This is a genomic window from Streptomyces sp. LZ34 (assembly GCF_053890475.1).
Genome location: NZ_CM132680.1, coordinates 1,522,703 through 1,548,171, shown reverse-complemented (window position 1 = coordinate 1,548,171; position 25,469 = coordinate 1,522,703). Strand labels below are relative to the sequence as shown.

The window sequence follows — 25,469 nt, the reverse complement described above, 5'->3', positions numbered from 1 at the left end:
CCGCCTCAGGAGGCCGGCATCCCCCAGCGCGGCGCCGCCTCGTTGGGCCGGACCGGCCGCACGTTCATATCGGGCCGGTCACCGCGCGCGGTGATGACCGCCTCCTGGCCGCGGGCCAGCCGGATCCGGATGGTGCCGTCGCCCGCGGGCTCGTACCGCAGGCGCCGCCCGTGCCCGTCGCGCACCTCGATGTCCCCGCCCAGGGAGTGGCGTACGACGCAGGGCGCGCCCGCCTCGCTGCGCAGCCGCACCCAGCGGGTGGCCCCGCCCTCGCGCGCCGCGCTCAGCAGGAACGCGCCCTGCGTACGGAAGTCGTGCACGACCAGCTCGCGCCAGGCTTCGGGCAGCGCGGGGAAGACGCGGATCACCCCGCCCCAGCTCTGGCACACCATGTCGTGCAGCGACTGGGCGGCCGACAGCGGGGTCTCGATGACCGGGCCGGACTCCTTGTACATGGTGTTGGCCTGGATGAAGCGGCGCATCAGCTCGCCCAGGTACTTCAGCGCCTCCTCGCCCCGCCCCATCTGGGCGGACATGGAGGCGGCCCCGGTGAAGGTGTAGCCCTGGAGCGCGCCCTCGAAGCCGACCCAGTGGTTGAGCGAGGTCTCGATCAGCTCGCGGTGTGCCGGGTCCTCCCAGGTCACCTCGTACAGCGGGTAGACGGCGAGCAGATGCGAGTAGTGGCGGTGGGACTTGGCGAAGGGGACCCCGGCGCCGATCATGTAGCCGTTCTCGTCGACCGGGTACGGGGTGAGCTTGGCGAGCACCTCCCGCCAGCGCGGCGCCAGCCTGTCGTCGACGCCCAGGGTCTTCGCCGACTCCAGCAGGGTGGTGCAGCCCCAGCGCAGCAGCATCAGGTCGTAGTTGCAGTCCGGGGCGTTCACGCCGTACTCGGGCGAGAAGGTGGCGGGCAGATGCAGCTTGCCGTCGCTGCCAGGGGTGAGGAAGTGGAGGTAGTAGTTGATGGCCTTGCGCAGCAGGGGGAAGAGGACGTCGCGCAGGATCGCGGTGTCCATGGTGTGGCGGTAGCTGAGCCAGACGTTGTGCAGCGCCCAGGTGAGGTTGCCGACCTCGGGGGTGGGCGGGTCCTGGCCGGGGATGCCGACGGCGTAGCCGCCGTTCGCGGCGTCGCCGCCGTTGACCAGCTGGGGGTCGGTGGTGCGCGGGATGCCCGCCGAGTCCTTGCGGTACGGGGTGTCGAGCTGGTTGGAGAGGTTGTCGCGGAACTCGCCGAGCGCCCGGGTCACCGCGTCGAGCTCCAGGTGGTTGGAGCCGTGGATCAGCCAGTACTCCAGCTGCACATTGAGGTTCCACCAGGTGTTGGGCCAGGGGGTGGACTCCAGCCACGGCCCGCAGGTGGCCATCACGGGCGCGTCGGCGCGCGCGGCCGCGGCGACCTTGTAGAGCTGGATCCAGTAGAAGCGCTGTAGCCGCGCGTCGGGGAGGGACAGGAAGCTCTTGCGGTAGTAGGCGTGCCACCAGGGGCGGTGGGTGTCCGCGAGCGTGTCGTAGGAGAGCGCGGAGGCCGACCGTACGGCCTTCAGCGCGCGGCCCAGGGCGGTGGTCCGCGGGAAGGAGTGCGCCACCGTCGCATACAGGGTCCGCCGCCCCGGGGCCTTGCGCTCCCGCCAGGCCGTCACATGCTGCCCGCCCGCCAGCAGGGACTGGACCGCGGTGTGCACGCCCTCGCGCTCCGCCACGACGGCCGGGGGGTTGCCGGTGTAGCCGTCCGGGATCGGCTTGAACGCGACCCGCGGGCTGATCGCCTCGGCCGGGTGGAAGACCCAGCGGAAGGCGGTCTCACCGGCGCTCGGGGTGACCTCGACGGCCATCAGGGAGCGGGAGTTGTGGACCAGGGCGCGCAGCGTGAGGGTGCCCTTGTCGGTGGTGACGGTGCCGGTCAGCTCGGCGTCGCGCAGCCGCAGCCGCCAGTCGACGGCGGTGATGGTGCCGACGGGTTCCAGTGTGAACCAGCCGATGGGCAGCCGGGCCAGGCCGAACAGCGAGCCGAACTCGGGGCGGTGGTCCTGGACCTCGCTGTGCTGGACGTTGAAGCGGATGGCGTTCGCGCCGCCCGGTTCCGCGTAGATGCCGGAGCCGAGGCGGGCGTTGCCGAGGAAGGGACCCTCGTACCAGGTCGTCGGCATCTTCTGCCACACCATGTCGGCGTCGTCGAGGACGTCCGCCCATGGGTCGCGGGCGCTCGGCGCGGCGGGTTCGGCGGCGTACGCGGCGGGCGCCGCGGCGAGCCCGGCGGCACCGGCGGAGGCGGCGAGGGCGCCGCCGAGGACCGTTCTTCTGGACGGTGTGGGTGACATCGCAGACGTGGTCACGTACATGCCTCCAGTTCGACACTCTGAACCCTTCGGCATGATGCAGTCCCCGGAAGGGAACCGGAACCCCTCGCGCACGATAAACATCGGATGGACAAGGGCTGGAGACGGTCCGATACCCGGACGAAAGGCCGCCAGGCGGACGAGACCTCGGATCTTCCCTGGCTATCGGGGCCGGGCGGCTACGTCGCCCGGGCGCCGCCGAGCGCCGTGGCGAGGCGGGCGGCCGCGGTGCCCAGGCCCGTGGGGCCGTACGAGGTGCGCGGCGGCAGGCTCACGGGGCGGCGCAGCTCGGACTCCGCATAGCGGCGGGTCTGCCGGTGCCAGGCGAGGACCCCGGACATATAGTTCTGCAGCTCGCGCGTGTAACCGTCGAGCGTGGCTCGGACCGTGGCGTCGAGCGCCAGGTCCTCGACCAGCGCGGGCAGTTCGGTGGAGACGATCCGCTCGAACTCGCGCATCCGGGAGTTGACCAGGTCGGCGACGATGTGCAGGGCCTCGGAGGTGCCGCAGCCGAAGAAGTCCTGGACGACCAGCACACAGTTGTGGATCTCGCCCGAGAACTCGACCTCCTTGCGGAAGGAGTGGAGGTCGTTCTGCAGCCCCGCGTAGTCCCCGACCGCGTGCTCCATGGCCTGGACCGGCCGGGCCCGGCGCACCTCGGCCGGCAGCGTCCGGCCGTGGGACAGCCGGGACAGGGCCATGGTCAGGTCCGCCCCGAAGGTCTTGCGGCGCATCTCGATGTAGTCGACCGGGTCGGGGACGCGGTGCTCCATCTCGCCCCCCAGCTCCCAGATCCAGCTGCCGGTCATCTCCTCGACGGTGGCGCGGAAGGCGCGGCGCGCGTCCACCGTCATCGGCCCCGCCGTACGCGACCAGAGGTCGGCAAGGCCCCGCTCCAGCGCGTTCACCGGGGTGGGGACGGCGGTGGAGTCCACCGGCATGAAGGCCGACAGCCGCTCATTGCACACCCTGGCGCCGACCAGGTCGAAGGTGCGCCCGAAGACCACGGGGTAGTAGTCGTCCGCGTACGTACCCCAGGTCAGCCAGCCCGTGGTCAGATCCAGCTCCTCGGGGGTGGCGTCCGGGTGGACGCCGGCGGCGGCCAGCGCGAAGTCGAAGGCCCTCAGCTTGTGCTCGTCCCAGACCCCGAAGCCGGGGAGGCCGGGCGGCACATCCAGCATGCCCGTCCGCCACCCCCACTCCATGATGTGCTTCCGGGAGCGGTCCAGATGGGGGCTCAGCCGCGCCGGGTAGGGCATATGGAGATCCGGAATCCGCACCTGCCCGACCACCCGGCGCGGCGGATGCGCATGGCTCCTGAGCCGGAAGGGCAGGGTGGCCGCCAGCGAGGTGGCGATACGGGCCGCCGAGGTGCCCAGGCCCAGCGGGCCGCCCGGCGCCGGGCCACCGGGGTCGCCGGCCCCGCCGCCGTTCATATAGCGGCTGGAGCGCATATGCCACTCATGCCCGCCCGACTGCCAGTCCTGTAGCCCCTTGGCGTAGGTGAGGACGTCGGCGCAGGACCGCGGGTCCAGGCCGGACTCCATGAACAGCGGTGGCAGCTCGGTGAACACGGTGTGCTCGAACTGCTGTAGCCGCGAGGTGATCAGGTCGTTGACGGCCTCGGCGGCCGCCTGGGTGTCGCAGCCGAGGAACCGCTCGAAGACCAGCACCCCATTGGAGAGCTCCCCCTCGTCCTCCACCTCGCGCTGGTAGGAGAAGAGGTCGTTGCGCAGATGCACGGCGTCGGCGAAGGCGTCCCGAAGCACCAGCAGCGGACGGCTCGCCGCGACGCCCTCGGGCACCTCGGCACCCGCCGCGTACTCCACGAGCCCGGCGGACCAGGGGGCGCCGCCGACCTTGCGGCGCATCTCGATGTACTCCAGGGGGTTGGCGATCCGGCCCTCGCGTATGTTGGACAGCTCCCACATGCTCTCTTCGAGCAGATGGCGGGTGGCCTCGGCGAACCGCCGGCGCCAGCCCCGGGACATGGCCGGTGTCGTACGGGCCCACAGGTCGGCAAGACCCCGCTCCACCGCGTTCGCCGGCTCTCCGGGGGCCCGGCCGCCGGTGTGCACCGGCATGAAGGCCCGCAGCCGGTCGAGATAAGACTTGGCGCCGGCCATGTCCTGACTGCGCTTGAAGCTCTCCAGGAAGTGGTCGTCGAAGAAGAAAACCCAGACGTACCAGTCGGTCACCGTGGCCAGTACCTCGGCCGGCGCGTCCGGATGGGTGTAGGCGCAGAGCAGGGCGTAGTCATGGGAGTCGAAGTCGGCCTCGTCCCAGACACCCGACCCCTCGATCATCTCCATCTCGCGGGCCCACCGCTTGGAGTGTTCGCGGGCCGCCGCCAGATGGGGATTCAGCCGGGCCGGGTACGGCTCGTAGAAGTCCGGCAGTTCGAAGGGCTGTGACATCCGCGCCTCTCACCTCACCTCTCGTCGTGTTCGGGACCTTCGCAACAGGCCCTAGTCGCGCCCGTGGGAGATCTCGACGTTCTCCAGGACGCCGAGCGCGTCCGGGACCAGGACGGCCGCGGAGTAGTAGGCCGTGACGAGGTAGGAGATCAGCGCCTTCTCGTCGATGCCCATGAACCGCACGGACAGGCCGGGCTCGTACTCGTCGGGCAGCCCCGTCTGGTGCAGCCCGACGACACCCTGGTCGTCCTCTCCGGTACGCATGACGATGATGGAGCTGGTGCGCTCCTTGGTGATGGGGATCTTGTTGCAGGGCAGGATGGGCACCCCGCGCCAGGCGGGCACCTTGTTTCCGTTCAGATCGACATGGTCGGGGTAGAGGCCGCGGGAGTTCAGCTCGCGGCCGATGGCGGCGATGGTGCGCGGGTGGGCGAAGAAGAACCGGGAGCCGCGGCGGCGGCTCAGCAGCTCGTCGAGGTCGTCCGGGGTCGGCGGGCCGGAGTGGGTCTGGATCCGCTGGGCGTACTCGGCGTTGTGCAGCAGGCCGAACTCGCGGTTGTTGATCATCTCGTGCTCCTGCCGCTCACGCAGGGCCTCGATGGTCAGCCGCAGCTGCTGCTCGGTCTGGTTCATCGGCTTGTTGTAGAGGTCCGCCACCCGGGTGTGCACGCGCAGCACGGTCTGGGCGACGCTGAGCTCGTACTCGCGCGGATGGAGCTCGTAGTCGACGAAGGTGCCGGGCAGGTCGACCTCGCCGGCGTGGCCGGAGGCCACCGTGATCTCGGCCTCGCCGCGCTTGTTCTGCCGCTGCTGGGGGAGCGCGGCGAACCCCGCGACATGCGCCTGGAGGGCGGGCGAGCCGTCCAGGATCGAGGTGAACTCCCGCCGGGGCAGCGCGAGCAGGGTGCCGCCGGTGGCGGCCTTGGCGGTGTACTCCCAGGTCGAATCGGCGCTGAGCAGGCTCTGCTCGCCGAACCGGTCGCCGTCGCCCAGCACGCCGAGGCGGGTCGGCTCGCCGTACGGGCCGTTGCCGGTCTTCTGGACCTTGCCGTGCGCGATCAGATAGATGTGATCGGCGGCGGTGCCCTCCTCCACCAGCACCTCACCGGCCTCGAAGTCCCGCTGGACGAAGCGGTCGGCGAGCGCCGTCAGCACGCCCACGTCCTCGAAGCCGCGCAACACCGCGAGCTCGCCGAGCTCACGCGGAATGACCTGCACGCGCGAACCGGTCTTCACAAACTCGATGCGGCCGTCCCCGACGGTGTAGGTGAGGCGCCGGTTGACCCGGTACACCCCGCCGTCGGTCTGCACCCAGGGGAGCACCTTGAGCAGCCAGCGGGAGCTGATCCCCTGCATCTGCGGAACGGACTTGGTGGTGGTGGCGAGGTTGCGTGCGGCGGCGGTGCCGAGGCTGAGCTGCTCCTGCCGATCCGGCTGCGCTTCGCTGGCCGCGTCTACCGACATCAGCCGTGTCTCCTTTGCGTGCGGGGGAATCGGGGGTTCATGGCGAACACCCAGCACGCTAGGGGGCGTTGAGCGGCGAGGAGCCGGACGGCGGAGGCGACTCATCAGATCGGATGATCGTGGGATCGCTGGGGTTTAACGATCAGGGGGGTGCCGCCCCAGCGACAGCTGGGGGAGCTCAGTCGTCGAGATCGCCGTCCAGCAGTTCGAGATCCGGCGGCACCAGGGTCGTCGACTCGACGAGCCCCCGCAGCAGGTTGTGCAGCAGGTTGTGGTCGCTCGGCCCCGCGCCGTCGTCCTCGCGCAGCACCGAGTACGGGAACTCCCCGCCGCGCTCGATCCGGCGGCGCACCGCCCCCACCTTGCGCTCGATCCGGCGCTCGCCCCAGACGCCCTCGCCGCACACATAGGCCAGTTCCACGGCCGCCTGCCGGTACGACAGGGGCCGTGGGCACTCCTCGTAGAGCAGATAGTGCTGGCCGAGCACGACCAGCAGCAGCCGCTCGTCGTCGTCGAGCGGCCACCGCTTGGGCGGCAGGGTGACGTCCTGCTGCCGCGCCCCGGAGCCCCGCTCGTCGTGGTCCGTCACATACAGCTCGACCAGGTGCTCACGGTAGCCCGAGCCCCTGACGAACAGCGGTGTGTACCCCGTCTCCAGGGGGATCGGACCCGAGCTCGAGTGCATCATCCGGCCGCGCGGCAGCCGGACCAACTGCTGCCCGGTGTTCCGCAGCCACCACTTGCCCTCGCGGTACGTCAGCTCGCCGTGGCGGCGGCTCACCCGCAGATCGCCCTCGGCCATGGACAGATCCACATCGGGCCGGCCGCCGCGCCCGAACCGCACGACGCGGCCGGGCACCGGCGGGACGCTGATGTCGGCGACGACCGAGCGCGCGTGGAGCGTGCCGGGACGGGCGGATTCGGCGCCGCGCGCCAGGGTCTCGGGGCGGTGGCTGTGCATCGCTGGCCTCCTTGAGTCGTGCTGAGCAGGGTCCACTGTGCGCCACCGGCTGCGGGACCCCTCCCGCTCGGGCTCGGGTCAGGTGACCGGCAGCCCGGCGGTGGCCGAGCGGGCGAGGTCGGTCGCCGTCTCGCAGGCCCGGTCCTTGTCCCGTGCCCCGCCGATCGCCAGGCGCAGCCGCTCGGTCGGCCCGTCGTCGTGGCTCTGATGGGGGTGGTGGAACACATCGACGGTGCAGGTGCCATCGCCCTCGTACTCCGGCATCACGACGGCGTCGTGCCCGGCGAGCTCGGTGAACCGGCTGTTGTCCGGGGGCGAGAGGATGCCCTGGTCGAACACCAGCCGCACCGTCATGTCGTTGGTGGTGCTCTCCCAGTCGCACGTCCATCGGCCGAAACCGACGTCCGGGTCGCGGGCGTCGATGCCCGGGACGACCTCCAGCGTGCGGGCGTCGAGCAGCCCGCAGGCGTCCTGCTGGGCCAGCGAGTCGGCCGGGAGCTTCGGCGAGCGGCGGGGGACCTCGCCCCGGTTGAGCACGGTGACCGCGTGCTCGACGGCGGCGTCGGCGATGTCGCACAGCGGTGCCTTGGCGTCGTCGATCAGCTCCGCCGTGATCCTGATGACGGTGTCGCGCGCACCGGACAGCACGAGTTGACGACCGCACTGCCTGCTCTCGGCGGGCTCCGGTACGACGCCGACCCTCCCCGAGGTCTGCGCCGCCGTGGCGCTCGGCGGATCGTCGCTGTTGAGGTCCACCATCACATCGACGATCTCGTCCTCGTCCGAGCTCAGCACGACGTCGCAGCGATCGTAATTGCCGTATTGCGGGTCCAGTTGGGCGGCGTGTGCGAACCGCTCGAACGCGCCGGTCTTCAGCAGCGCGCACGGATCGACCGTGCGGGGGTCCCCGAGGCCGAAGCCGCCGGCCGACGTCGCCGTCGGCTGACCGGTCGCCGAGGAGGAGCTGCCGTGGGGCGGGGACGGCTTCTTCAGAGGCGGATCGTTCGGCCACAGCATCGCCGCCGTGACGGCGGCCGCCATCACCGAGGCGGCCGCGCCCCCGATGAGCAGCGGTCGGCGCCGGGGCGACCCCTGTTTCGAGACCTCCTCCGCGTCCTCGAAAGGTGTAAGTCGCTTGGTCACCTTGTCGACGGGAACCTGGGGCAGCTGCTCCTCCGGCCCCGCGACCTCCCGCAGCGCCCGCAGCGCCTCCGCCGCGCTGGGCCGCCGTCCTGTCTCGGGCTGGAGCATCGCGGTGAGCACCTCGCGCAATGGCCCGAACTCGTCGTCCAGCGCCTCGGTCCGGAACGTGCGCCCGGGGCCGCGCGGCGGCGCCTCCCCCATGACCAGCGCGTACACGGTGGCCCCGAGCGAGGCCACATCAGACGCCCGCTCCGGCGACCCCTTGAAAACCTCGGGGGCGGCGTAGGCGGGGGTGAGGCTGAGCGGGCGGCTCGGGGAGACCGTCTCGCTGCCCTCGATGCGGTAGGCGGCGCCGAAGTCGGCCAGCTTGGCCACCCCGTCCTCGGTGATCACGACGTTGTGCGGTTTGATATCGCAGTGCACGATGCCCTTGTCGTGCAGCGCCACCAACGCGTTCGCGATCTGCGCGCCGATATGCGCCGCGAGCTTCACGGGCAGCCGGACCGAACCGTCGAGGCTGCCGCCGGTCACATGCTGCATGACCAGCCAGAAGGTGGTCTTCGGCCCCCAGCCGGTGCGTTCGACGCCGTACAGGGTGACCACGTTCGGATGGTCGTCGAATTTCACCAGCGCGCGGGCCTCGGCCACCAACTCCTCGTAGGCGGCCTGGCTGTTGTCCTCGACCTTGGCCCGTTTCAGGACGACGCGTTGGTCCAGCTCCGGCTCGACAGCGAACCAGACCACACCTCGGCCTCCCCCGACCGGCCCCTTTGTGAGCCGGTACTTGCCGACCATCTCGCCCGGGCGCACTTCGGACACTTCCCCTCACACAAGACCGGATCCGCCCCTTTCCCGGGCGCACACCGAACTTACTGCGTGAGGGGTTGGGCACACGGCGATTCGGGCGCACTTACAAAACCCCCGCAAGTGTGGAGGCCAGGAGGCCGGGAGGGGCGCGTACGGCGAGGCGGGGGACGCGGCCACCCCCGTGGATCGCGTCCCCCGCCCGCTCCTCCCCTCCCCGGGGCTGTTACGGCTCTCCGCCGGGCTCCGGGCCCTCGTAACCCCGCCGGGACGAGGCGTCGATGCCGACCTCGTAGCGGATCCCGGCGTGCAGCGTGTTGCCGCCGACATGGGCTCCGGTGGAGTGGATGGCGAGCCCGACGGCGTGGTGGGTGGGCGCGGCGAAGGTGTTTCCGGTGATGGTCGCGTTCTGGACATCCTCGAACATCAGGGCCTGCGAAGCGCGCAGCGTCTCGCAGAAGTTGTCCTTGATGACGAAGTCCGAGGTGGTGCCCCTCCCATCGCCCTCGCCGTCGTTGGGCCCCTCGGCCATGAGGCACATGTTGTCCACCTGTTCACAGCGGTTGCCCTCGATGCGCACCCGGTGGCTGGGCGGGGTGTCGCCGGCGAACGTCTGCATGCAGTCGGCGTGGCGGCCGCCGCTGTTGTCGGTGTCGCGCACCGTGTTGTGCACGATGGTGAGGTCGTCGCCGAAGAAGCGGATGCCGTCGCCGTCCCCGCCCTTCGGACGGATCACGGTGTTGTTCCGCAGCGTGATCCGGTCGCCGGTCAGCTCGATCCCCGGCGCCTGGGGACGGACCGCCCGGAAACCCTCGACGACCACGTCGTCGGCCTCGACCGTGATCCCGTTCACGGTGTCCCCGCCGCCGGAGTAGACGATCGGGTGCCGTGGTGTCCCGCCCTCGGTGATGACCAGCCGGCGCCGGGAGAGGTCGCCGTCGAAGCAGACCACATCGCCCGGCCGCGCCGAGCGCGCCGCGTCCTCGGGGGCGGCGGCGCGCCGGGTGCAGCGCGCGGCCGCCTCCGACCGGGCGGACGCCGAGGACGCCAACGGCACCGAGGTTCCCCAGGACGTCGGCGACGCCGGGGGCGACGCGGCACCGGCCTCGGCGCCCCGCCCGCCTGCCCAAGGCCCGGACAGCGTGATCAGGAGCGCGAGAACCGAGATCGCGAGAAGGCCGACGACATGATTCCAGGTGATCCGCATGCCGGTCACCGTAGGCAGGCGGGGCGGGGACCGGTCCCGACACGGACGCCGGGGAACGGCACGACGCCCCGCCCGGAACCGGTCCGGGCGGGGCGTCGCGGGCTGTCAGGCGCTACGGGACGGAACCGGAGAGGCTCAGTCCTGCTGCGCGCCCTCGGGGAGCTGGCGCCATTTCACCGTGGTGCTGCTGTTGAACGCCCAGTCGAGCATCTTCTTCGCGTCCGGGTACCGCTTCGGGGCGTTGAGTATCACGCCCACCACCGTGCGTCCGTTGCGCTTGGCGGCGAAGACGAGGCACCTGCCGGGCGCGGTGCCGGTGCCCGTCTTGATGCCGATCGCGCCGCTGTACGAACCCAGCAGCCGGTTGGTGTTGTTCCAGTAGTACGACCTGGTCCTGCCGTTGGCCGCCGGGGCCTTCTGGATGGTGTCGACGGACTTGACGACCGTGGCGAGGGTGGCGTTGCCCAGCGCGTGCCGGGCGAGCTTGGCCATGTCGCGGGGCGTGGTGTAGTTCTGCCCCCCGTCCGAGATGCCGTCGAAGGTGTCGTAGTGGGACTTGGTCATCCCCAGCGCGGACGCCTTCTTGTTCATCTGCGCGATGAACGACTTGGTGCGCTTGGCCGTGGTGTCACCCGTGCCGAACGTGTCGGCGAGCGCCATGGCGGCGTCGCAGCCGGACGGCAGCATCAGGCCGTACAGCAGCTGCTTGACGGTGAGCTTGTCGCCCTTCTTCAGGTCCGCCTTGCTACCGCCGACCCGGGCGGTGTAGTCGATGTACGACTGCTTGACGGTGACCTTCTTGCCGAGATTCACCCCCCTGGTGTCCAGCACCACGATCGCGGTCATGAGCTTCGTGGTGCTCGCCATCGGGCGCTTGGTGTCGGCCGCCTTGGCCCACAGCTGCTGGTTGGCGCCGTTGTCCAGCAGATACGCGCCCTTGGCGCTGATACCCGACGGACCACCGGCGGCCTGGGCGCTCGACACGGGCAGCACGACCGACAAGGCCGCCGTGGATGCGATGACGGCCGCTCCCCAGCGACGCACCGCGGGTCCCCCTAATCTCCTCATATGCCCTCCATCTCCTCGGAATTTCGCGGGCGAGCGCATCATGCCATTGGGTGACGGACGGGCAGACGCCGGGGCGTCAGTTCGATTTCGTGGCCCAGGCGTAGGCGGCCCGGTCAGATCGCCCCGCTGCTGCGCACCCACAGGTCCCGGGCGCCGAGCCGCGCCACCCGCCCTCGCCCATCCGCACGGCCCGGAGGCGCCGCTCGCGGGGGGCGTGACGCGCGCGAGCGGGCGCATGTACGGGGGTTGGTCTAGACCGCTGCGTTACCGTTCTCGGGGCTCGGTTCGCCTCCGGGGCGCCTCAGCCCCTGTGGCCCGCCCCGCAACCGTAAGTCGGCGGAAGGGCAGTGCGGTGAGCACAACAGGCAGTGGCCAGCGGGCGTACATCGGCTCGTTCACCTCGGAGGGCGGCGCAGGCGTCACGGTCGCGTCCGTGGACGCGGAGACGGGCGCGCTGAGCGCCCTGCACAGCACGGACACCGTGCCCAACCCCTCCTACCTCGCGCTCGCCCCCGGCGGCGAGACCCTCTACGCGGTGAGCGAGACGGACGACGGCGCGGCCGCCGCCTTCCGCGTCGCCGACCCCACCCAGCCACCCGCCCCGCTCGGCACACCCGTACCCGTGCACGGCGCTGCCCCGACACACCTCGCGCTCGCCGCCGGGCATCTCCTCACCGCCAACTACGGCTCCGGGACCGTCACCGCGCTCCCGGTCCGGGACGACGGCGCGCTCGCCGCACCGCCGACGGTGCTGCGCCACGAGGGCCGCGGCCCCGACGCCGCCCGACAGGAGGGCCCACACGCGCACGCCGTCGTGCCGGACCCGTCGGGGCGGTGGGTGCTGGCGGTCGACCTGGGGACGGACTCGGTGTGGGTGTACGCGGTGGGCTCGACGGACACGCTGGGCACGGGCACGGGTAGGGGCACGGGCACGGGCGATGCGAAGGATGCGCGGGACGTGCCCCTGCGCGTCCACCGCGAGGCCCGGCTGCGCCCCGGCAGCGGCCCGCGCCACCTCGCCTTCCACCCCCGCGGCAAGCGCGCCTACGTCATCAACGAACTGGACTCGACGGCCACGGTGTGCCGCTGGGACGCGGCGTCCGGCACCCTCGACGCGCTCGGCGAGGTACGTGTCCTGCCCAGCGGCACGGACGTCCCCAACTTCCCCTCGGAAATCGTCGTGTCGGCGGACGGCCGCTTCGTGTGGGTCGCCAACCGCGGTCACGACAGCGTCGCGACCCTCGCCCTCGACGCGTCCGGCGACACGATGACGCTGGTCACCACCACTCCCTGCGGCGGCCACTGGCCCCGCGACCTGACCCTCGCCCCCTCGGGCCGCCACCTCTACGCCGCGAACGAGCGCTCCGGCGACGTGACGTGGTTCCGGATCGACCCGTCGTCGGGCGTGCCGACCCGCGCGGGCTCACTCGACGCCCCCGCGGCCTCGTGCGTGATCTTCGCCTGAACAGGCGACCGACCGCCCGAGCCGTACCGGCGCGACGTCTGTCGACGGGCATGCGCCGTACGGGCGCGGCGTGGGCTTCAAGGGGCCCGGGCAGGGCTGGCGGGGTCGGGCCGTTGGGGGTGCGACGACTGCGACGGGCCCTGGCTGCACGGGCCGCGCGGTCCAGGTGCCGGGCGCAGGCCGACGGGGTCGGGCCGTACGGGGTGCGAGGCCTCAGGCCGACGGGGTCGGGCCGTACGGGGCGAGGCCGGCCGACGGCCCGGGCCGTACGGGGGCGGGTGGCGGCCCCGGCGGTGGGGGCCGCCGCGGCTCCGTACGGGTCGGCGCAGCGCGCAGCGTCAGCGCATGGCCGGGTTCGGCTGGAGCTTGATGCCCAGAACCGTCGCGTACTTCGCCAGCACCAGCTTGCCCACGGCCGGGTACGCGCCGAGCGGCTCCGCCGCCGCGCACTCCGCCTCTTCGGCGGCGGCCGCGGGGAGGTCGGCGGCGACCTCGGGGCCGATGAGGTAGGGGGCGAGGGCGAGCCGGGAGGAGCCTGCCGAGCGCAGTTGCTCGGCGACGCGGACGACGGCTCCGTCCTCGTCCAGCGCGGCGGCCATCACCGGTACGGCCAGGCGCGCGGAGAGCAGCATGCCGGTGATGCCACCGGCCTGGGCCGCCTCGGCGCCGCCGACCGTGGCCAGGATGATCCCGTCCGCGGCGGTCGCGACCGTGAAGAGGCGGGCGCGGTCGGCGCGGGCGAGGCCCGCCTCCGACAGCCGTACGTGCAGGGCCTCGGCGAGGAGCGGGTGCGGGCCGAGGACGTCGGTGAGTTCGGCGGCGGAGCCGCTGTGCTTGACGGCCTGGCGTATCCGGCGCAGCAGCGCGTTGTCCGGCCCGGCGAGCAGCGGCACGACGACGGCGGAGGCGGTCTCGTCCGTGACGGTGGGTTCGGCGGCCGCGGCCGCGCCCTCCTCGCCGAGCGCCTCCGCTTCGGCCTTGGCGGCCGCGGCGGCCCGGCGGGCGCGCTCGCCGCGCTCCTGGGCGGCGCGGGTGAGCACGGCCTCCAGCGCCGGGAAGTCCTCGTCGGCGCCTTCCCCGTTGCCGGCCCAGTCCACGTAACCGATCTGGGCGTCGAGACCGGGCAGCTCGGAGCGGGCGATGCTCACGACCTCTTCGGCCAGGCTCCGGGTGGCGTCGTCAGGGGAGCCCGGGACGGCCAGTACCAGGGGAGGGGCGCCGACAGGGGCGGCTGCGGGCTCCGGTCGGCGGTGCCGTCCGGGCTGGCGGGGACGTGGCATTCGTACAGGCAGGCCGGACGCGGGCCCAGTGGGGGAGCTCATGGCGCCGCATGTTAGTCGCTTGTTGTGATCGGCTGTTCGGGAGGGTGCGACGCGGGGTCATCTGTCCCCATTTGCCGAGTCGTGTTGTTCGACACTGTTTGCTTTGACGCTGTTTGGCTTGACGCCGGGCGATGGCAGGCTCAAGGCTTCGGTGAGACTGGGCCGACGTCCATGACGCGCAGCAGCGCCGCGTCCTGCGGCAGCCGCAGCGAGTCCGTGGCCAGCGCCGCGGCGATGCGCACCGCCCCGGTCAGCGGATCCCCGGCCGCCTCGGTCACACGGGCGTTCGGCAGCCGCTCGGCCAACTCGGCGCGGAGCGGTACGAGCAGGGGGGCGCCCATGCGGAAGAGGCCGCCGGTGAGTGCCACCACGCGCCCCTCGGCATCCGGGCAGACCGCCTCCGCGGCCTGCGCGATGTGCCGTGCGGCGTCCCGCAGGATCGCGGCCGCGACCGGGTCCCGCTCCGCGCACCGCCCGACCTCGGGCGCGAACGAGGCCAGCACGGCGGGCCGGTCGGGGCGCGGATACAGCTTCCCCGGCAGCTCGCCCGCCGGGCCGAAGACCGCCTCCAGGCGGGCCAGCAGCGGCCGTGAGCCGCCCTCGCGCCCGTCGTACGCGCGCATCGCCGCTTCGAGACCGGCCCGGCCGATCCAGGCCCCGCCGCCGCAGTCGCCGAGGAGATGGCCCCAGCCGTCGGCACGACGCCAGCCGCCGCGGGCACCGGCAGTCGAACGGTCCGCTCTTTCCTCTCCGGCGTCACCGTCCGCGCTGTCCGCGCTGTCCGTCTTCGCCGTACTGCCCGGCAGGGCGCCCAGGGCGATCAGGCCCGTGCCGGCCGCGACCACCGCGCCGGGTCGCTGGCCGAGGGCGCCGGCGTAGGCGGTCACCCCGTCGGCCGCCAGGGCCAGCCGCCGGGCGCCGACCGAACTCGCCAGCGCCTCCGGCAGCTTGGCGCGCAGATCGTCGCCGAGCGAGGCCATGCCCGCGGCGCCGACACACACCGCCGCCACACGGTCCGCCCCCGCCTCGCGCAGCAGCGCGTCGGCGGCGGGGAGCACCCGGGCGAGCAGGCTGTCCGCGTCGATGCCCCGTTCGCCGACCACGGCGGGCGTGGGCGAGGACCAGGTCAGGCCGTTCGCCGGGCCGTCACCCCAGCTGCCGTCCCACTCCTCCTCGCCGTCGTCGCCGCCGCTCTCGGACGGGGCGTCGGCGCGCGCGTCGGCGCGGGCGAGCGCGACTCGGACGCCGGAGCCGCCCGAGTCGATGCCGAGTACGAATCCCTGCTCCGCACGGTCGCGCACCGGCTCAGCCGAATCCGCGCGCGTCCTGCTTGAGCGCCGTGTCCACGGTCAGCGCGGTGGCCACGACAAGGCTCAGCAGCGGGTCGGGCAGCTGGCGGTGGATCTGGAGGACGTAGTTGTCCGCGGTGGTGAACATCGTCTTCGCCAGACCTTCCCAGGTCTTGGTGATCCGGGCGATCTCGGTCTCGGTGTGGTCGACGATGGCGAAGTTCCAGGCCCGCCAGTTCTCCGCCTTGATGGCGCCGATCTGCTGGCCGTTGACCTGAATGGCGAAGTTGATCTTGCCGATGGCGTTCTGCTGCACGATCTCGCCGACCGGCTGGCCGTCCGGGCGCGTCACCAACACCTTGGACTTGATGAACTTCGCCGGGCGGGTGAGCACCAGATGCGGCTGCCCCTGAGCGTCGCGGATCTCGAGCTTGTGGGTCATGAACTGGTCGAGGCTCGAGACGAACCGAGCCACCTTCTTGAGGGTGCTCTGACCGACCTGGACCACCGACCCGACGGTGCGCCCATGCTGGTCGAAGACGCTGTACTCGTTGGTGAGCTCGATCAGCTTGGCCTTCTGGTTCACCACCAGCACCGGCTCGCTGAAGAGCGTGCCGCTGCCGGCGTAGACCGGGGCGACGCCCGCCTGCTGCTGCACCTGATGCTGGATCTTCGCCGGGTCGGCGACCGGCGCCTGCTGCTGCGGGACCTGCCCCGGCTGGCCCGGGTGGGTGTGCTCGGTCCACTGTGCGCCGTCCCACCAGCGCAGCAGGTTGGGCGTGCCCTGCGGGTCGGCGTACCAGCCCGCAGGGGTGTTCGGATGTGTCGTCATGGCGGGCAGACTACCTGCCGCTCACCAGGAAGGAAGCCGTCAGGGAAGGCGCCAGTCCACCGGCTGGGCCCCTTGCTGTACGAGAAGCTCATTGGCTCGGCTGAACGGACGCGAGCCGAAGAAGCCACGGTCGGCGGACATGGGGGAGGGATGCGCGGATTCGACGGCGGGCAGGCTGCCGAGCAGCGGCCGAACATTCCGGGCGTCGCGGCCCCACAGGATGGACACCAGGGGGCGGCCGCGCGCGGCCAGCGCCCGGATGGCCTGCTCGGTGACCTCCTCCCAGCCCTTGCCGCGGTGTGCGGCGGGCTTGCGCGGCGCGGTGGTCAGAGCCTTGTTGAGCAGCAGCACCCCCTGCGCGGTCCACGGGGTCAGATCGCCGTTGGACGGGCGAGGCAGGCCGAGGTCGGTGTGCAGCTCGCGGTAGATGTTCTCCAGGCTGCCGGGCAGCGGGCGCACTTCCGGGGCCACCGAGAAGCTCAGCCCCACGGCATGGCCCGGCGTCGGATAGGGATCCTGGCCGACGATCAGGACCCGCACCTCGTCGAAGGGCTGCTGGAAAGCGCGCAGCACATTCTGTCCGGCCGGAAGATAGGTGCGCCCCGCCGCTATCTCGGCCCGGAGGAAGTCGCCCATCGCGGCGATGCCTCTTTCGACCGGCTCAAGTGCCTTGGCCCAGCCTGCTTCTACGATTTCGTTCAAGGGTCGTGCAGCCACGTCGGCACTCTAGTGGTTCGGCGCGTGGCCGTGCGCCATCTCACCCGAGCACGCCCCTCACCCCACCGCCTCACCCCACCGCCTCACCCCACCGCCTCACCCCACCACCGTCGCCCGCACGCACAGCACGTCCGGAAGGTGCTCGGCGACCAGCCGCCAGCTGTCCCCCTCGTCCGCGCTCGCGTACACCTCGCCGTTGCGGTTGCCGAAGTAGACACCCGCCGGGTCGGCGTCGTCCGTGCGCAGCGCGTCCCGCAGCACCACCCCGTAGTGGTTCGCCTCCGGCAGCCCGGCGGACAGCTCGGACCACGACGCCCCCGCGTCCTCGGTGCGGAAGACCCGGCAGCGGTAGCCGGGCGGATAGCGGTCCGAGCCGTCGCTGACCGGGAACACATAGGCCACCCCGCCGCGCCGGGGGTGGGCGGCGACCGCGAATCCGAAGTCGGCCGGCAGCCCCTTGCCGATCTCCGACCAGGTCGCCCCGGCGTCGTCGCTGCGGTACACCCCGCCGTGGTTCTGGAGGTACAGCCGGTCGGGGTCCACCGCGTCCGGCGCGATCTTGTGCACGCACTGGCCGAACTCCGGGTACTGGTCGGGCAGGAACTCCGCCTTCAGCCCGGTGTTGGACGGGGCCCAGCTCGCCCCGCCGTCCGCGGACCGGTACACCCCGCCCGAGGACACGGCCGCCAGCACCACGTCCGCGTCGCGGGGGTCGGTGACGACCGTGTGGACCGCCTGCCCGCCGAAGCCCGCGCCCCACTCAGGCCGCTGCGGGTGCTCCCACAGGCTCCGTACGAACGCGAAGGTCTCCCCGCCGTCGTCGGACCGGAAGAGGGCGCCCGGCTGGGTACCCGCGTACACCACGTCGGGCGCGGCGGGCCCGGCCGGGTGCAGCTGCCACACCCGCTCCAGCGAGGTGTCGGTCCCCTCCGGGAACCGCACCGCGGGCGCGGGCGGCTCGTGCCAGGTGCGCCCGAGGTCGTCGGAGCGGAAGACCGACGGGCCCCAGTGCGAGCTGTCCGCCCCGGCCAGCAGCCGGGGCACGGCGCGACGGGTGTCGATGCCGACGGAGTACACAGCCTGCATCGGGAAGTGGGGACCGGTCAGGTCCCAGCCCCCGCCCCGGCGGCGTCCGAGGAACAGCCCCTTGCGGGTGCCGATGGCGAGCAGGACGTCATCCATGGCGTATCACTCCTTGCGATGTGTCCGGCATCACAGAGCCAGCATCACAGAGTCTGCACCCCACCACTGACAACGGCCCGCCCAACCACGTCACCGCAGCTCAGACGGCCCGGCCGTACTGCCGCGGGACCGTGGCGACCGCGCCCAGCTCGCGCGCCGCGCGCCGCGCCCAGTACGGGTCGCGCAGCAGCTCACGGCCGAGCAGCACGGCGTCCGCCTCGCCGTTGGAGAGGATCTTCTCGGCCTGCTCCGGGTCGGTGATCAGGCCGACCGCGGCGACCGGCAGCCCGGTCTCCGCCCTGACACGCGCGGCGAACGGCACCTGGTAGCCCGGGCCGGTCGGGATCCGCACTCGCGGCGCGTTGCCTCCGCTGGAGACGTCCAGCAGGTCCACGCCGTGCGCGGCGAGTTCCCGTGCGAACCGTACGGTCTCCCCGGCGGTCCAGCCCTGGCGCTCGTCCGAGTCGTCCTCGGTCAGCCAGTCGGTCGCCGAGATCCGGAAGAACAGCGGCAGTTCGTCCGGCCACACCGCGCGTACGGCGTCCACGACCTCGAGCGCGAAGCGCGTCCGGTTCTCGAACGAGCCGCCGTACTCGTCGGTCCGGTGGTTGCTGTGCGGCGAGAGGAACTCGCCGATCAGATAGCCGTGCGCGCCGTGGATCTCGGCGACCTCGAACCCGGCGGCCAGCGCGCGCCGCGCCGCGTCCACGAACTGGCCGACGACCTCGTGGATCTGTTCGGCCGTCAGCTCCTCCGGCACCGGGTGGCCCTCGTCGAAGGGCACCGGGCTGGGCCCGACCGGCTGCCAGCCACCCCGGTCCTCGGCCACGGGCGCGCCGCCCAGCCACGGCCGGTCGGTCGAGGCCTTGCGTCCGGCGTGGGCCAGCTGAATGCCCGGCGTGGTGCCGTGCTCCTTGAGGAAGGCGGTGATCCGGCGGAAGGCCTTGGTCTGGGTGTCGTTCCACAGGCCCAGGTCGGCCGGGCTGATCCGGCCCTCGGGGCTGACGGCGGTGGCCTCGACCAGGATCAGGCCGGTGCCGCCGGCGGCCCGCGAGGTGTAGTGCGAGAAGTGCCAGTCGCCGGGCACGCCGGTGTCCGGGCCGGTGGCCTCCGCGGAGTACTGGCACATGGGCGACATCCAGATCCGGTTGGGAATGGTCAGCGACCGCAGGGTGCAGGGTTCGAACAGTGCGCTCATGGCAGGCTCCGTCTCGCGTCGTCCACGGGGGTGCTCGTACGATAAACCTCGTAGTACGCCAGGTGTCAAACTACGAAGCATTTCGTACAATGGGGCCTGCTAACGAGGCACCGAGGAGCAGCCGTGCAGACGCAGACCCCCGCCCCAGAACAGCCGACCGCCCGCTTGCTCGAGCACCCCGCGCGTGCCGCCATCCGCCTCGAGGATGTGCTGCACGCGCTGTCCGACGGGATGCGGCTGCGGGTGGTGCGGGCCCTGGCGACGGAGGCCCGCGGGCTGAGCTGTTCGGACATCGACCTGCCGGTGAGCAAGTCCACCAGCACCCACCATTTCCGGGTGCTCCGGGAGAGCGGTGTGATCAGCCAGATCTACCGCGGCACCGCCAAGATGAACGCGCTGCGCCGCGAGGACCTGGACGCGCTGTTCCCCGGGCTGCTCGACAGCGTCCTGCTCGCCGCCGCCCGCCAGGACCCGGGCGTCGTCGGCGACCGGGGCTGAGGCCCGCCCGGCCCCGGCCGGCACCGGCGCCGGGACCGCCGCGACCAGCGCGCCCAGCTTGGGCTCCAGGCCCAGCAGCACCAGAATCCCGCCCGCCGCGGCCACGACCCACCGGCTGTGCACCCGCGTCATCCCCCCAGGCCGACGTTCTGGGCGAAGGCGGTGTACGGGAAGGTGTTGAAGACCCCGCCCAGCAGCATCGAGGCCACGGCCGCCGCCTCGAAGGTCGGGGCGCCGAAGTGGAAGGGCGTGGAGACGCCGACCCAGTCGGAGTCGCCCACCCCCGAGAAGTCGGTGAAGCCGAGCGGCACGGCCGCCGCCGTCCCGGCCACGATGCCGACCAGCACCGCGACCCGGCCCAGAAAACCGGGGGCGAAGCGCTGCACGGCCAAAACGGTGATCAGCACCCCGGCGGCCAGACCCAGATTCTTCGGCGCCCCGAAGTCCGCCGAACCCTGGCCACCCGCCGCCCAGTTGCCCGCCACCGGCAGCAGCGACAGACCGATGACGAGGATCACCGTGCCGGTCACCAGCGGCGGGAGGAAGCGCAGCAGCCGCCCGAAGACCGGTGCGAGCAGGATCATCGCGAGGCCCGCGACAAGCACCGAACCGTAGATCGCCGGCAGCCCGCCGCCTCCGGTGCCGATCAGCACCATCGGGGTGACCGCCGCGAACAGGGAATCGCCGCCGGGCGATTCCCCGCCCACCCACAGCTGGTACGGCATTTGGCGTGCTGAGCGATAACCAAGCCAGCACAGCACCGCCCACCCCCGGACCGGGGGCCCTGGCGATGGAGGAGGGCAAAGCCCCACGCACTGCAGCCCGGCCGGCGCTCAGCCCTGAGCGTCGCGGGCCGCGGTCAGCAGCCCGGGCCAGTCCGGGATCTTCACCCGCGACCGCCCCAGCGTCCGCCCGAGCGCCGACTCAGCCGCCTCGATCCGCAGCCAGCCGGGCCACTCCACCGGCTCCAGGCCCATCGCGCGCAGCGCCGCCCGCGAGTCCTCGGCCACCGGGCGTGAGGCGAGGGCGGCCGCGTCGGACAGGAGGGAGGCGATGGTCTCCTTGGCGCACGACCTGTTGGTCCCGATGACCCCGGTCGGGCCCCGCTTGATCCACCCCGCGACGTACTCGCCGGGCGAAGGCGCGCCGCCGCGCACCACCCGCCCCTGTTCGTGCGGGACCGTCCCGCTGTCCGCGGCGAACGGCAGCCCGGGCAGCGGTACGCCCCGGTAGCCGACCGACCGCAGGACCAGCTGCGCCGGCACGTCCTCGAAGTCGCCGGTCCCGGCGACCCCGCCCATCCCGTCCGGCGCGGTCCGCTCGAACCGCACCGCCCGTACGGCGCCCTCGCCGAGCAGCGCCGCCGGACGCAGGAAGAAACGAAGGTGGATCCGGCGCGGCCGGCCGACGGGCTCCCGGCGCACCCAGTCGCGCAGCACCTCCATATTGCGCCGGCTGGGCCCCGGCAGCCGCGACGGGTCCGCGAACGCCGGGTCCATCGCCAGCTCCTCGGGCCGCACCAGCACATCGGCGCCGGTGAGCGCGCCGAGTTCGCGCAGCTCCTTGGTGGTGAACTTGGCCTGCGACGGACCGCGCCTGCCGATCATGTGCACGTCGCTCACCCGGCTGTCGGCGAGCACGCCGAGGGCGGCGTGCGGCACGTCGGTGGGGCGCAGCTCCTCCGCCCCGCGGGCGAGCACCCGCGCCACGTCGACCGCGACATTGCCGACCCCGATGACCACGGCGGAGCGCGCGCCCAGTGCGAAGGCGTCGATCGCCGAGTCGGGGTGGGCGCTGTACCAGGAGACGAACTCGGTGGCGGAGAAGCTGCCCGGCAGCTCCTCCCCGGGGATGCCGAGCCGGCGGTCGGTCGCCGCCCCGACGCAGTACACGACGGCGTGGTACAGCCCGAGCAGCCGCTCGGGCGCCAGCGGCGCCGGCCCCACCGGCACATTGCCCAGGAAGCTGACCCGGGGGTGCTCCAGGACCGTGCGGAGGGTGTTCTGAAGCGACTTGATCTTCTCGTGGTCCGGGGCGACCCCGTAGCGCACCAGGCCGTACGGGCACGGCAGCCGGTCCAGCACATCCACGGCCACATCGGGCACGGCCTGCTGCTGGACGAGCGCCTGGGCGGCGTAGACCCCGCTCGGCCCGGATCCGACGACTGCTACGCGAAGCACGGCGGAGCTCCTTCCGCAGGATGTCTCCAGCATCGCACCCGAGGGGGGCTCCGGTCCGGCACTACGCGCCGGTGACAGGCTCCCGGGTGACGGCCGGGGCCGGAGGCTGACGTTCCGGGCCGGAGGCCGGCGCCCGGGCCCCGGGGGTGGCGCCGGGCCCGCCGTGAGCTATCCGAGCTGCTGCATCCGCCGGATCTCGGCGCCCTGCTGCGCGATGACGTCGTCGGCCATCTCCTCCACCTTGACGTTGTTGCCCTGGGCCAGGACGTCCGTGGCCATGGAGATCGCGCCGGAGTGATGGGTGATCATCAGCTTGAGGAAGAGCTTGTCGAAGTCGGCTCCGTCGGCTGCGCGCAGCTGATCCAGCTGCTTCTGGGTGGCCATACCGGGCATGGAGCCTTGGTGGTGCCCGCCTTGGTGGCCCGTCGTATCGCCGCCTGTATCGCGGTCAGCGCCGCCATCAGCACCGCTGTCAGTACCACCGTCAGTGCCGCTGTTCGTCCGCAGCCAGCCCTTCATCGCCTCGATCTCCGGCTTCTGCCCGGCGGAGATGCGCTCGGCGAGTCGTTTGATCTTCGACGACTTCGCGCGGTCGGGGGCCAGGGCCGTCATCACCAGGGCCTGCCGGTGGTGCTCGATCATCATGCGTACGTAGCTGAAGTCGGCCGAGTTGGGGGAGTCGTCGTCCTTCGCCTTCGCCGCCTCCTCGGCCGTCAGCTTCTTCGCGGCCTCCCCGGGCTTCCCCGGCGCGATCACCGAAGGCCCGGGGTCCTTGGCCTTGCTGTTGGCCTTGTCGCCGCCTTCGGCCTCGCAGCCGGTGAGGACCAGCGCCAGGGCCGCGGTCACCGCCGCGACCGCGAGCGAGGCGGCGCGTGCGGCACGGGCGGTCGTGGTCGTACGCCGGATCAACACCCTGACCTCCAGAGACGTTTGCGAGCTGTGCTGACCGTATTAGCACGTAAGTGGCTGATCCCTGCAAGGAAACTTCGTTACATATTCATTGCCGACTGTTGAGGTGTACATGGAACGAGCGATACTGCCCAGGGCCCACATCCACGCATCGTTCAACCCCGAACGGGAAAGAAGGGAGGACGCAGTTGAAGCCGTGGCACAGACTCCAGGTGCGCCACAGATCCTCGTTGCGACCCCGGCGCCTCGGTACCGCCGTGGCCGCCTTCGGCCTCCTCGCCTCGCTGTTCGCCGCGAGCCCGGCGGCCGCGACGCCCGACCCCGGAGCGACCCCGAAGAGTGAACGGGTGTCCAAGGGGCAGGCCGATGACGTCAAGGCGGCCATCAAGGACGGCGAGATACCGGGTGTGGACGAGATCGTCCACAGCGACAACGTCAGCCATCTGACGAACATCCCCAAGCAGGCACTCAAGGGCACCAATTCGGACCTGGCCTTCCAGGGCAAGTACGCCTTCGCGGGCAACTACGACGGCTTCGTCATCTACGACATCAGCAACCCGAAGGAGCCGAAGACCGTCAGCCAGGTGCTGTGCCCGGGCTCGCAGAACGACATCAGCGTCTCCGGGAACCTGCTCTTCCTCTCCACGGACTCCTCGCGCAGCGACAACTCCTGCAACAGCACCACGCAGCCCGCCACGGAGAAGTCGTCCTGGGAGGGCATGAAGGTCTTCGACATCACTGACAAGACCGAGCCGAAGTACGTCGCCGCCATCGAGACCTCCTGCGGCTCGCACACCCACACCCTGGTGCCCGAGCGGGACAACGTCTACGTCTACGTCTCCTCGTACTCCCCGGACGCCACGTTCCCGGACTGCCGACCGCCGCACGACGGGATCTCCGTCATCAAGGTGCCGCGCCGCACGCCCGAGAAGTCGGCCGTCGTCGACTTCCCGGTGCTCTTCCCGGACGGCGGCAACCCGGGCGAGCCCACCAACCCGGGTGTCTCCAAGACGACCGGCTGCCACGACATCACCAGCTTCCCCAAGCTGAAGCTGGCGGCCGGCGCCTGCATGGGTGACGGCATCCTGCTGGACATCGCCGATCCCGCCAGGCCACGGGTCATCGACCGTGTCGAGGACAACGTCAACTTCGCCTTCTGGCACTCGGCGACCTTCAACGAGCGCGGCAACAAGGTCGTGTTCACCGACGAACTCGGCGGCGGCGGGGCCGCGACCTGCAACGCCGAGGTCGGCCCGGACCACGGCGCCGACGGCATCTACGACATCGTCGGCAAGGGCGACCACCGCAAGCTGGTCTTCCGGAACTACTACAAGATCCCGCGCTACCAGGCGAACACCGAGAACTGCGTCGCCCACAACGGCTCGCTGATCCCGGTCAAGGGCCGCGACATCATGGTCCAGGCGTGGTACCAGGGCGGCGTGTCCATCTGGGAGTTCACCGACTCGCGGCACCCGAAGGAGATCGGCTACTTCGAGCGCGGTCCCATCTCCGCCGACACGCCGGTCGGCGGCGGCTCCTGGTCCGCGTACTACTACAACGGCTACATCTACTCGAACGACATCGCCAAGGGCTTCGACGTCCTGAAGATCGACGACCGGCGCACCGACGGCGCCCGGTCGGTGCGGCTGCGCGAGCTGAACGTGCAGACGCAGCCCGACTACCGCTGACCGTCCGCCCCGGGCGGCTTCTGGCCGCCCGGGGAGACTGCCCCGTCTCCGTCCGTTCCGCGGGCTGCTTCGTCGTCTGTTCGGTCGGCTGTTCCGCTGGCTGTTCCGCCGTCTGTCGCGTCGTCCGCCGAGGCCCCGGTGCCCGCCTCCGCGCCCGGCGGGGCGCCCAACGCCCAGTCCAGCTCATAGCGGTTGAAGAGCTCGGCCCGCAGCCGCTCGACCGGCACCGGAGCACCCGGCAGCAACACCGCGACCACCGCGCCCATCAGCTGCGCGCGTAGCAGCACGTAGTCGGCGTCCGGCTCCGGCGATCCGTACCGGACCATCGTCTCGCGAAGCAGCGCGGCCAGCCGCTGCTGCTCGGGGCACTGGATGAACCCCTCGGCCGTCAGGATGCCCGCCATATGCGTCCGCATCAGCCGCGGACGCTCCACGGCGAGCCCCAGGATCGCGTCGATCGCCCGCGCCAGCCACTCGCGGCCCGCGTCCTCGCCGTCCGGCCGCGGTTCGCGTTCGAGCCCCTTGGCCAGCTCCAGATGCATCAGCCGGTGCACGGCCGTCTGCAACAACTGCCGCTTGCCGGGGAAGTAGTAGGAGACCAGGCCGCGGGCGGCCCCCGCCCGGTCGGCGATATCGGCGAGTGTCGTCGCCTCATAGCCGCGCTCGCCGATCAGCTCGACCGTCGCCTGAAGCAGACGCTCCTGGGACCGGCGGCGCAACTGCTCATTGACCGAAGCGCTGCGGGGGGACATGCTGTAACTCCTGCGTTGACTGGCTCTTGGCCAATAT

19 protein-coding genes and 1 pseudogene are annotated in these 25,469 nt (G+C 71.9%); 3 read left to right on the top strand and 17 right to left on the bottom strand.

Annotated features, from left to right (window positions below):
- Positions 1 to 5: 5 nt before the first annotated feature.
- From ACWY4P_RS05515 to ACWY4P_RS05485, 7 genes are all read right to left on the bottom strand, one after another.
- Positions 6 to 2,318: a glycosyl hydrolase family 95 catalytic domain-containing protein gene (locus ACWY4P_RS05515; protein ID WP_456212827.1), complete on the bottom strand. Its 2,313-nt coding sequence runs from the start codon at positions 2,316 to 2,318 to the stop codon at positions 6 to 8.
- A 197-nt stretch (positions 2,319 to 2,515) separates the two neighbouring features.
- Positions 2,516 to 4,753 carry a family 2 encapsulin nanocompartment cargo protein terpene cyclase gene (locus ACWY4P_RS05510; RefSeq protein ID WP_456208996.1) on the bottom strand — a complete coding sequence of 746 codons (2,238 nt, stop codon included), beginning with the start codon at positions 4,751 to 4,753 and terminating at the stop codon, positions 2,516 to 2,518.
- A 51-nt stretch (positions 4,754 to 4,804) separates the two neighbouring features.
- The gene (locus tag ACWY4P_RS05505; RefSeq protein ID WP_456208995.1) at positions 4,805 to 6,217 is read right to left on the bottom strand and encodes a family 2B encapsulin nanocompartment shell protein; all 1,413 of its coding nucleotides are present in this window, start codon (positions 6,215 to 6,217) and stop codon (positions 4,805 to 4,807) included.
- Between the two features lie 178 nt (positions 6,218 to 6,395).
- Positions 6,396 to 7,178 carry an FHA domain-containing protein gene (locus ACWY4P_RS05500; RefSeq protein ID WP_456208994.1) on the bottom strand — a complete coding sequence of 261 codons (783 nt, stop codon included), beginning with the start codon at positions 7,176 to 7,178 and terminating at the stop codon, positions 6,396 to 6,398.
- A gap of 78 nt (positions 7,179 to 7,256) precedes the next feature.
- Positions 7,257 to 9,065: a serine/threonine-protein kinase gene (locus ACWY4P_RS05495; protein ID WP_456208993.1), complete on the bottom strand. Its 1,809-nt coding sequence runs from the start codon at positions 9,063 to 9,065 to the stop codon at positions 7,257 to 7,259.
- Between the two features lie 286 nt (positions 9,066 to 9,351).
- Positions 9,352 to 10,332: a right-handed parallel beta-helix repeat-containing protein gene (locus tag ACWY4P_RS05490; RefSeq protein ID WP_456208992.1), complete on the bottom strand. Its 981-nt coding sequence runs from the start codon at positions 10,330 to 10,332 to the stop codon at positions 9,352 to 9,354.
- Positions 10,333 to 10,467: 135 nt separating this feature from the next.
- Positions 10,468 to 11,400, bottom strand: coding sequence for a D-alanyl-D-alanine carboxypeptidase family protein (locus tag ACWY4P_RS05485; protein ID WP_456208991.1), 933 nt, complete (start codon positions 11,398 to 11,400; stop codon positions 10,468 to 10,470).
- 352 nt (positions 11,401 to 11,752) lie between these two features.
- On the opposite strand from ACWY4P_RS05485, the gene ACWY4P_RS05480 reads away from it, so the two are divergent.
- Positions 11,753 to 12,865: a lactonase family protein gene (locus tag ACWY4P_RS05480; protein WP_456208990.1), complete on the top strand. Its 1,113-nt coding sequence runs from the start codon at positions 11,753 to 11,755 to the stop codon at positions 12,863 to 12,865.
- A 338-nt stretch (positions 12,866 to 13,203) separates the two neighbouring features.
- Here ACWY4P_RS05480 and ACWY4P_RS05475 read toward each other — a convergent pair whose 3' ends face one another.
- The 6 genes from ACWY4P_RS05475 to ACWY4P_RS05450 all read right to left on the bottom strand — a co-directional run bounded on the left by ACWY4P_RS05475 (position 13,204) and on the right by ACWY4P_RS05450 (position 19,405).
- On the bottom strand, positions 13,204 to 14,187 hold the full coding sequence (locus tag ACWY4P_RS05475) for a hypothetical protein (protein WP_456208989.1): 984 nt from the start codon (positions 14,185 to 14,187) through the stop codon (positions 13,204 to 13,206).
- Positions 14,188 to 14,327: 140 nt separating this feature from the next.
- A complete protein-coding gene (locus ACWY4P_RS05470; protein WP_456208988.1) occupies positions 14,328 to 15,488 on the bottom strand; it encodes an N-acetylglucosamine kinase in 1,161 nt (386 codons plus the stop codon).
- Between the two features lie 4 nt (positions 15,489 to 15,492).
- The gene (locus ACWY4P_RS05465; protein ID WP_456208987.1) at positions 15,493 to 16,308 is read right to left on the bottom strand and encodes a phospholipid scramblase-related protein; all 816 of its coding nucleotides are present in this window, start codon (positions 16,306 to 16,308) and stop codon (positions 15,493 to 15,495) included.
- A 39-nt stretch (positions 16,309 to 16,347) separates the two neighbouring features.
- Positions 16,348 to 17,025 carry a uracil-DNA glycosylase gene (locus ACWY4P_RS05460; protein ID WP_456208986.1) on the bottom strand — a complete coding sequence of 226 codons (678 nt, stop codon included), beginning with the start codon at positions 17,023 to 17,025 and terminating at the stop codon, positions 16,348 to 16,350.
- Positions 17,026 to 17,121: 96 nt separating this feature from the next.
- On the bottom strand, positions 17,122 to 18,207 hold the full coding sequence (locus ACWY4P_RS05455) for a WD40/YVTN/BNR-like repeat-containing protein (RefSeq protein ID WP_456208985.1): 1,086 nt from the start codon (positions 18,205 to 18,207) through the stop codon (positions 17,122 to 17,124).
- Positions 18,208 to 18,307: 100 nt separating this feature from the next.
- Positions 18,308 to 19,405 (bottom strand): NADH:flavin oxidoreductase/NADH oxidase, encoded by a 1,098-nt coding sequence (locus ACWY4P_RS05450; RefSeq protein ID WP_456208984.1) that lies wholly within the window; start codon positions 19,403 to 19,405, stop codon positions 18,308 to 18,310.
- 123 nt (positions 19,406 to 19,528) lie between these two features.
- On the opposite strand from ACWY4P_RS05450, the gene ACWY4P_RS05445 reads away from it, so the two are divergent.
- Positions 19,529 to 19,903, top strand: a complete 375-nt coding sequence (locus tag ACWY4P_RS05445) for an ArsR/SmtB family transcription factor (RefSeq protein ID WP_456212826.1) — start codon at positions 19,529 to 19,531, stop codon at positions 19,901 to 19,903.
- A 6-nt stretch (positions 19,904 to 19,909) separates the two neighbouring features.
- Here ACWY4P_RS05445 and ACWY4P_RS05440 read toward each other — a convergent pair.
- The 3 genes and pseudogenes from ACWY4P_RS05440 to ACWY4P_RS05430 all read right to left on the bottom strand — a co-directional run.
- Positions 19,910 to 20,577 (bottom strand): annotated as a pseudogene (locus ACWY4P_RS05440) (solute carrier family 23 protein); the annotation flags it as partial.
- A gap of 159 nt (positions 20,578 to 20,736) precedes the next feature.
- A complete protein-coding gene (locus ACWY4P_RS05435) occupies positions 20,737 to 22,083 on the bottom strand; it encodes an FAD-dependent oxidoreductase (RefSeq protein ID WP_456208983.1) in 1,347 nt (448 codons plus the stop codon).
- Between the two features lie 168 nt (positions 22,084 to 22,251).
- Positions 22,252 to 22,992 (bottom strand): DUF305 domain-containing protein, encoded by a 741-nt coding sequence (locus ACWY4P_RS05430; protein WP_456208982.1) that lies wholly within the window; start codon positions 22,990 to 22,992, stop codon positions 22,252 to 22,254.
- Positions 22,993 to 23,204: 212 nt separating this feature from the next.
- Here ACWY4P_RS05430 and ACWY4P_RS05425 point away from each other — a divergent pair, with 212 nt between their 5' ends.
- Entirely contained in the window at positions 23,205 to 24,680 is a 1,476-nt protein-coding gene (locus ACWY4P_RS05425; protein ID WP_456208981.1) for an LVIVD repeat-containing protein, read from the top strand.
- Here ACWY4P_RS05425 and ACWY4P_RS05420 read toward each other — a convergent pair.
- Entirely contained in the window at positions 24,671 to 25,432 is a 762-nt protein-coding gene (locus tag ACWY4P_RS05420) for a TetR/AcrR family transcriptional regulator (protein WP_456208980.1), read from the bottom strand. The genes ACWY4P_RS05425 and ACWY4P_RS05420 overlap by 10 nt on opposite strands.
- Positions 25,433 to 25,469: the final 37 nt, after the last annotated feature.

Bases quoted from the DNA above. Each gene is read 5' to 3' on its own strand.
- ACWY4P_RS05490 (WP_456208992.1), bottom strand. From the start codon at position 10,332: ATGCGGATCACCTGGAATCATGTCGTCGGCCTTCTCGCGATCTCGGTT.
- ACWY4P_RS05455 (WP_456208985.1), bottom strand. From the start codon at position 18,207: ATGGATGACGTCCTGCTCGCCATCGGCACCCGCAAGGGGCTGTTCCTC.
- ACWY4P_RS05510 (WP_456208996.1), bottom strand. From the start codon at position 4,753: ATGTCACAGCCCTTCGAACTGCCGGACTTCTACGAGCCGTACCCGGCC.
- ACWY4P_RS05475 (WP_456208989.1), bottom strand. From the start codon at position 14,187: ATGAGCTCCCCCACTGGGCCCGCGTCCGGCCTGCCTGTACGAATGCCA.
- ACWY4P_RS05515 (WP_456212827.1), bottom strand. From the start codon at position 2,318: ATGTCACCCACACCGTCCAGAAGAACGGTCCTCGGCGGCGCCCTCGCC.
- ACWY4P_RS05465 (WP_456208987.1), bottom strand. From the start codon at position 16,308: ATGACGACACATCCGAACACCCCTGCGGGCTGGTACGCCGACCCGCAG.
- ACWY4P_RS05420 (WP_456208980.1), bottom strand. From the start codon at position 25,432: ATGTCCCCCCGCAGCGCTTCGGTCAATGAGCAGTTGCGCCGCCGGTCC.
- ACWY4P_RS05505 (WP_456208995.1), bottom strand. From the start codon at position 6,217: ATGTCGGTAGACGCGGCCAGCGAAGCGCAGCCGGATCGGCAGGAGCAG.
- ACWY4P_RS05500 (WP_456208994.1), bottom strand. From the start codon at position 7,178: ATGCACAGCCACCGCCCCGAGACCCTGGCGCGCGGCGCCGAATCCGCC.
- ACWY4P_RS05450 (WP_456208984.1), bottom strand. From the start codon at position 19,405: ATGAGCGCACTGTTCGAACCCTGCACCCTGCGGTCGCTGACCATTCCC.
- ACWY4P_RS05485 (WP_456208991.1), bottom strand. From the start codon at position 11,400: ATGAGGAGATTAGGGGGACCCGCGGTGCGTCGCTGGGGAGCGGCCGTC.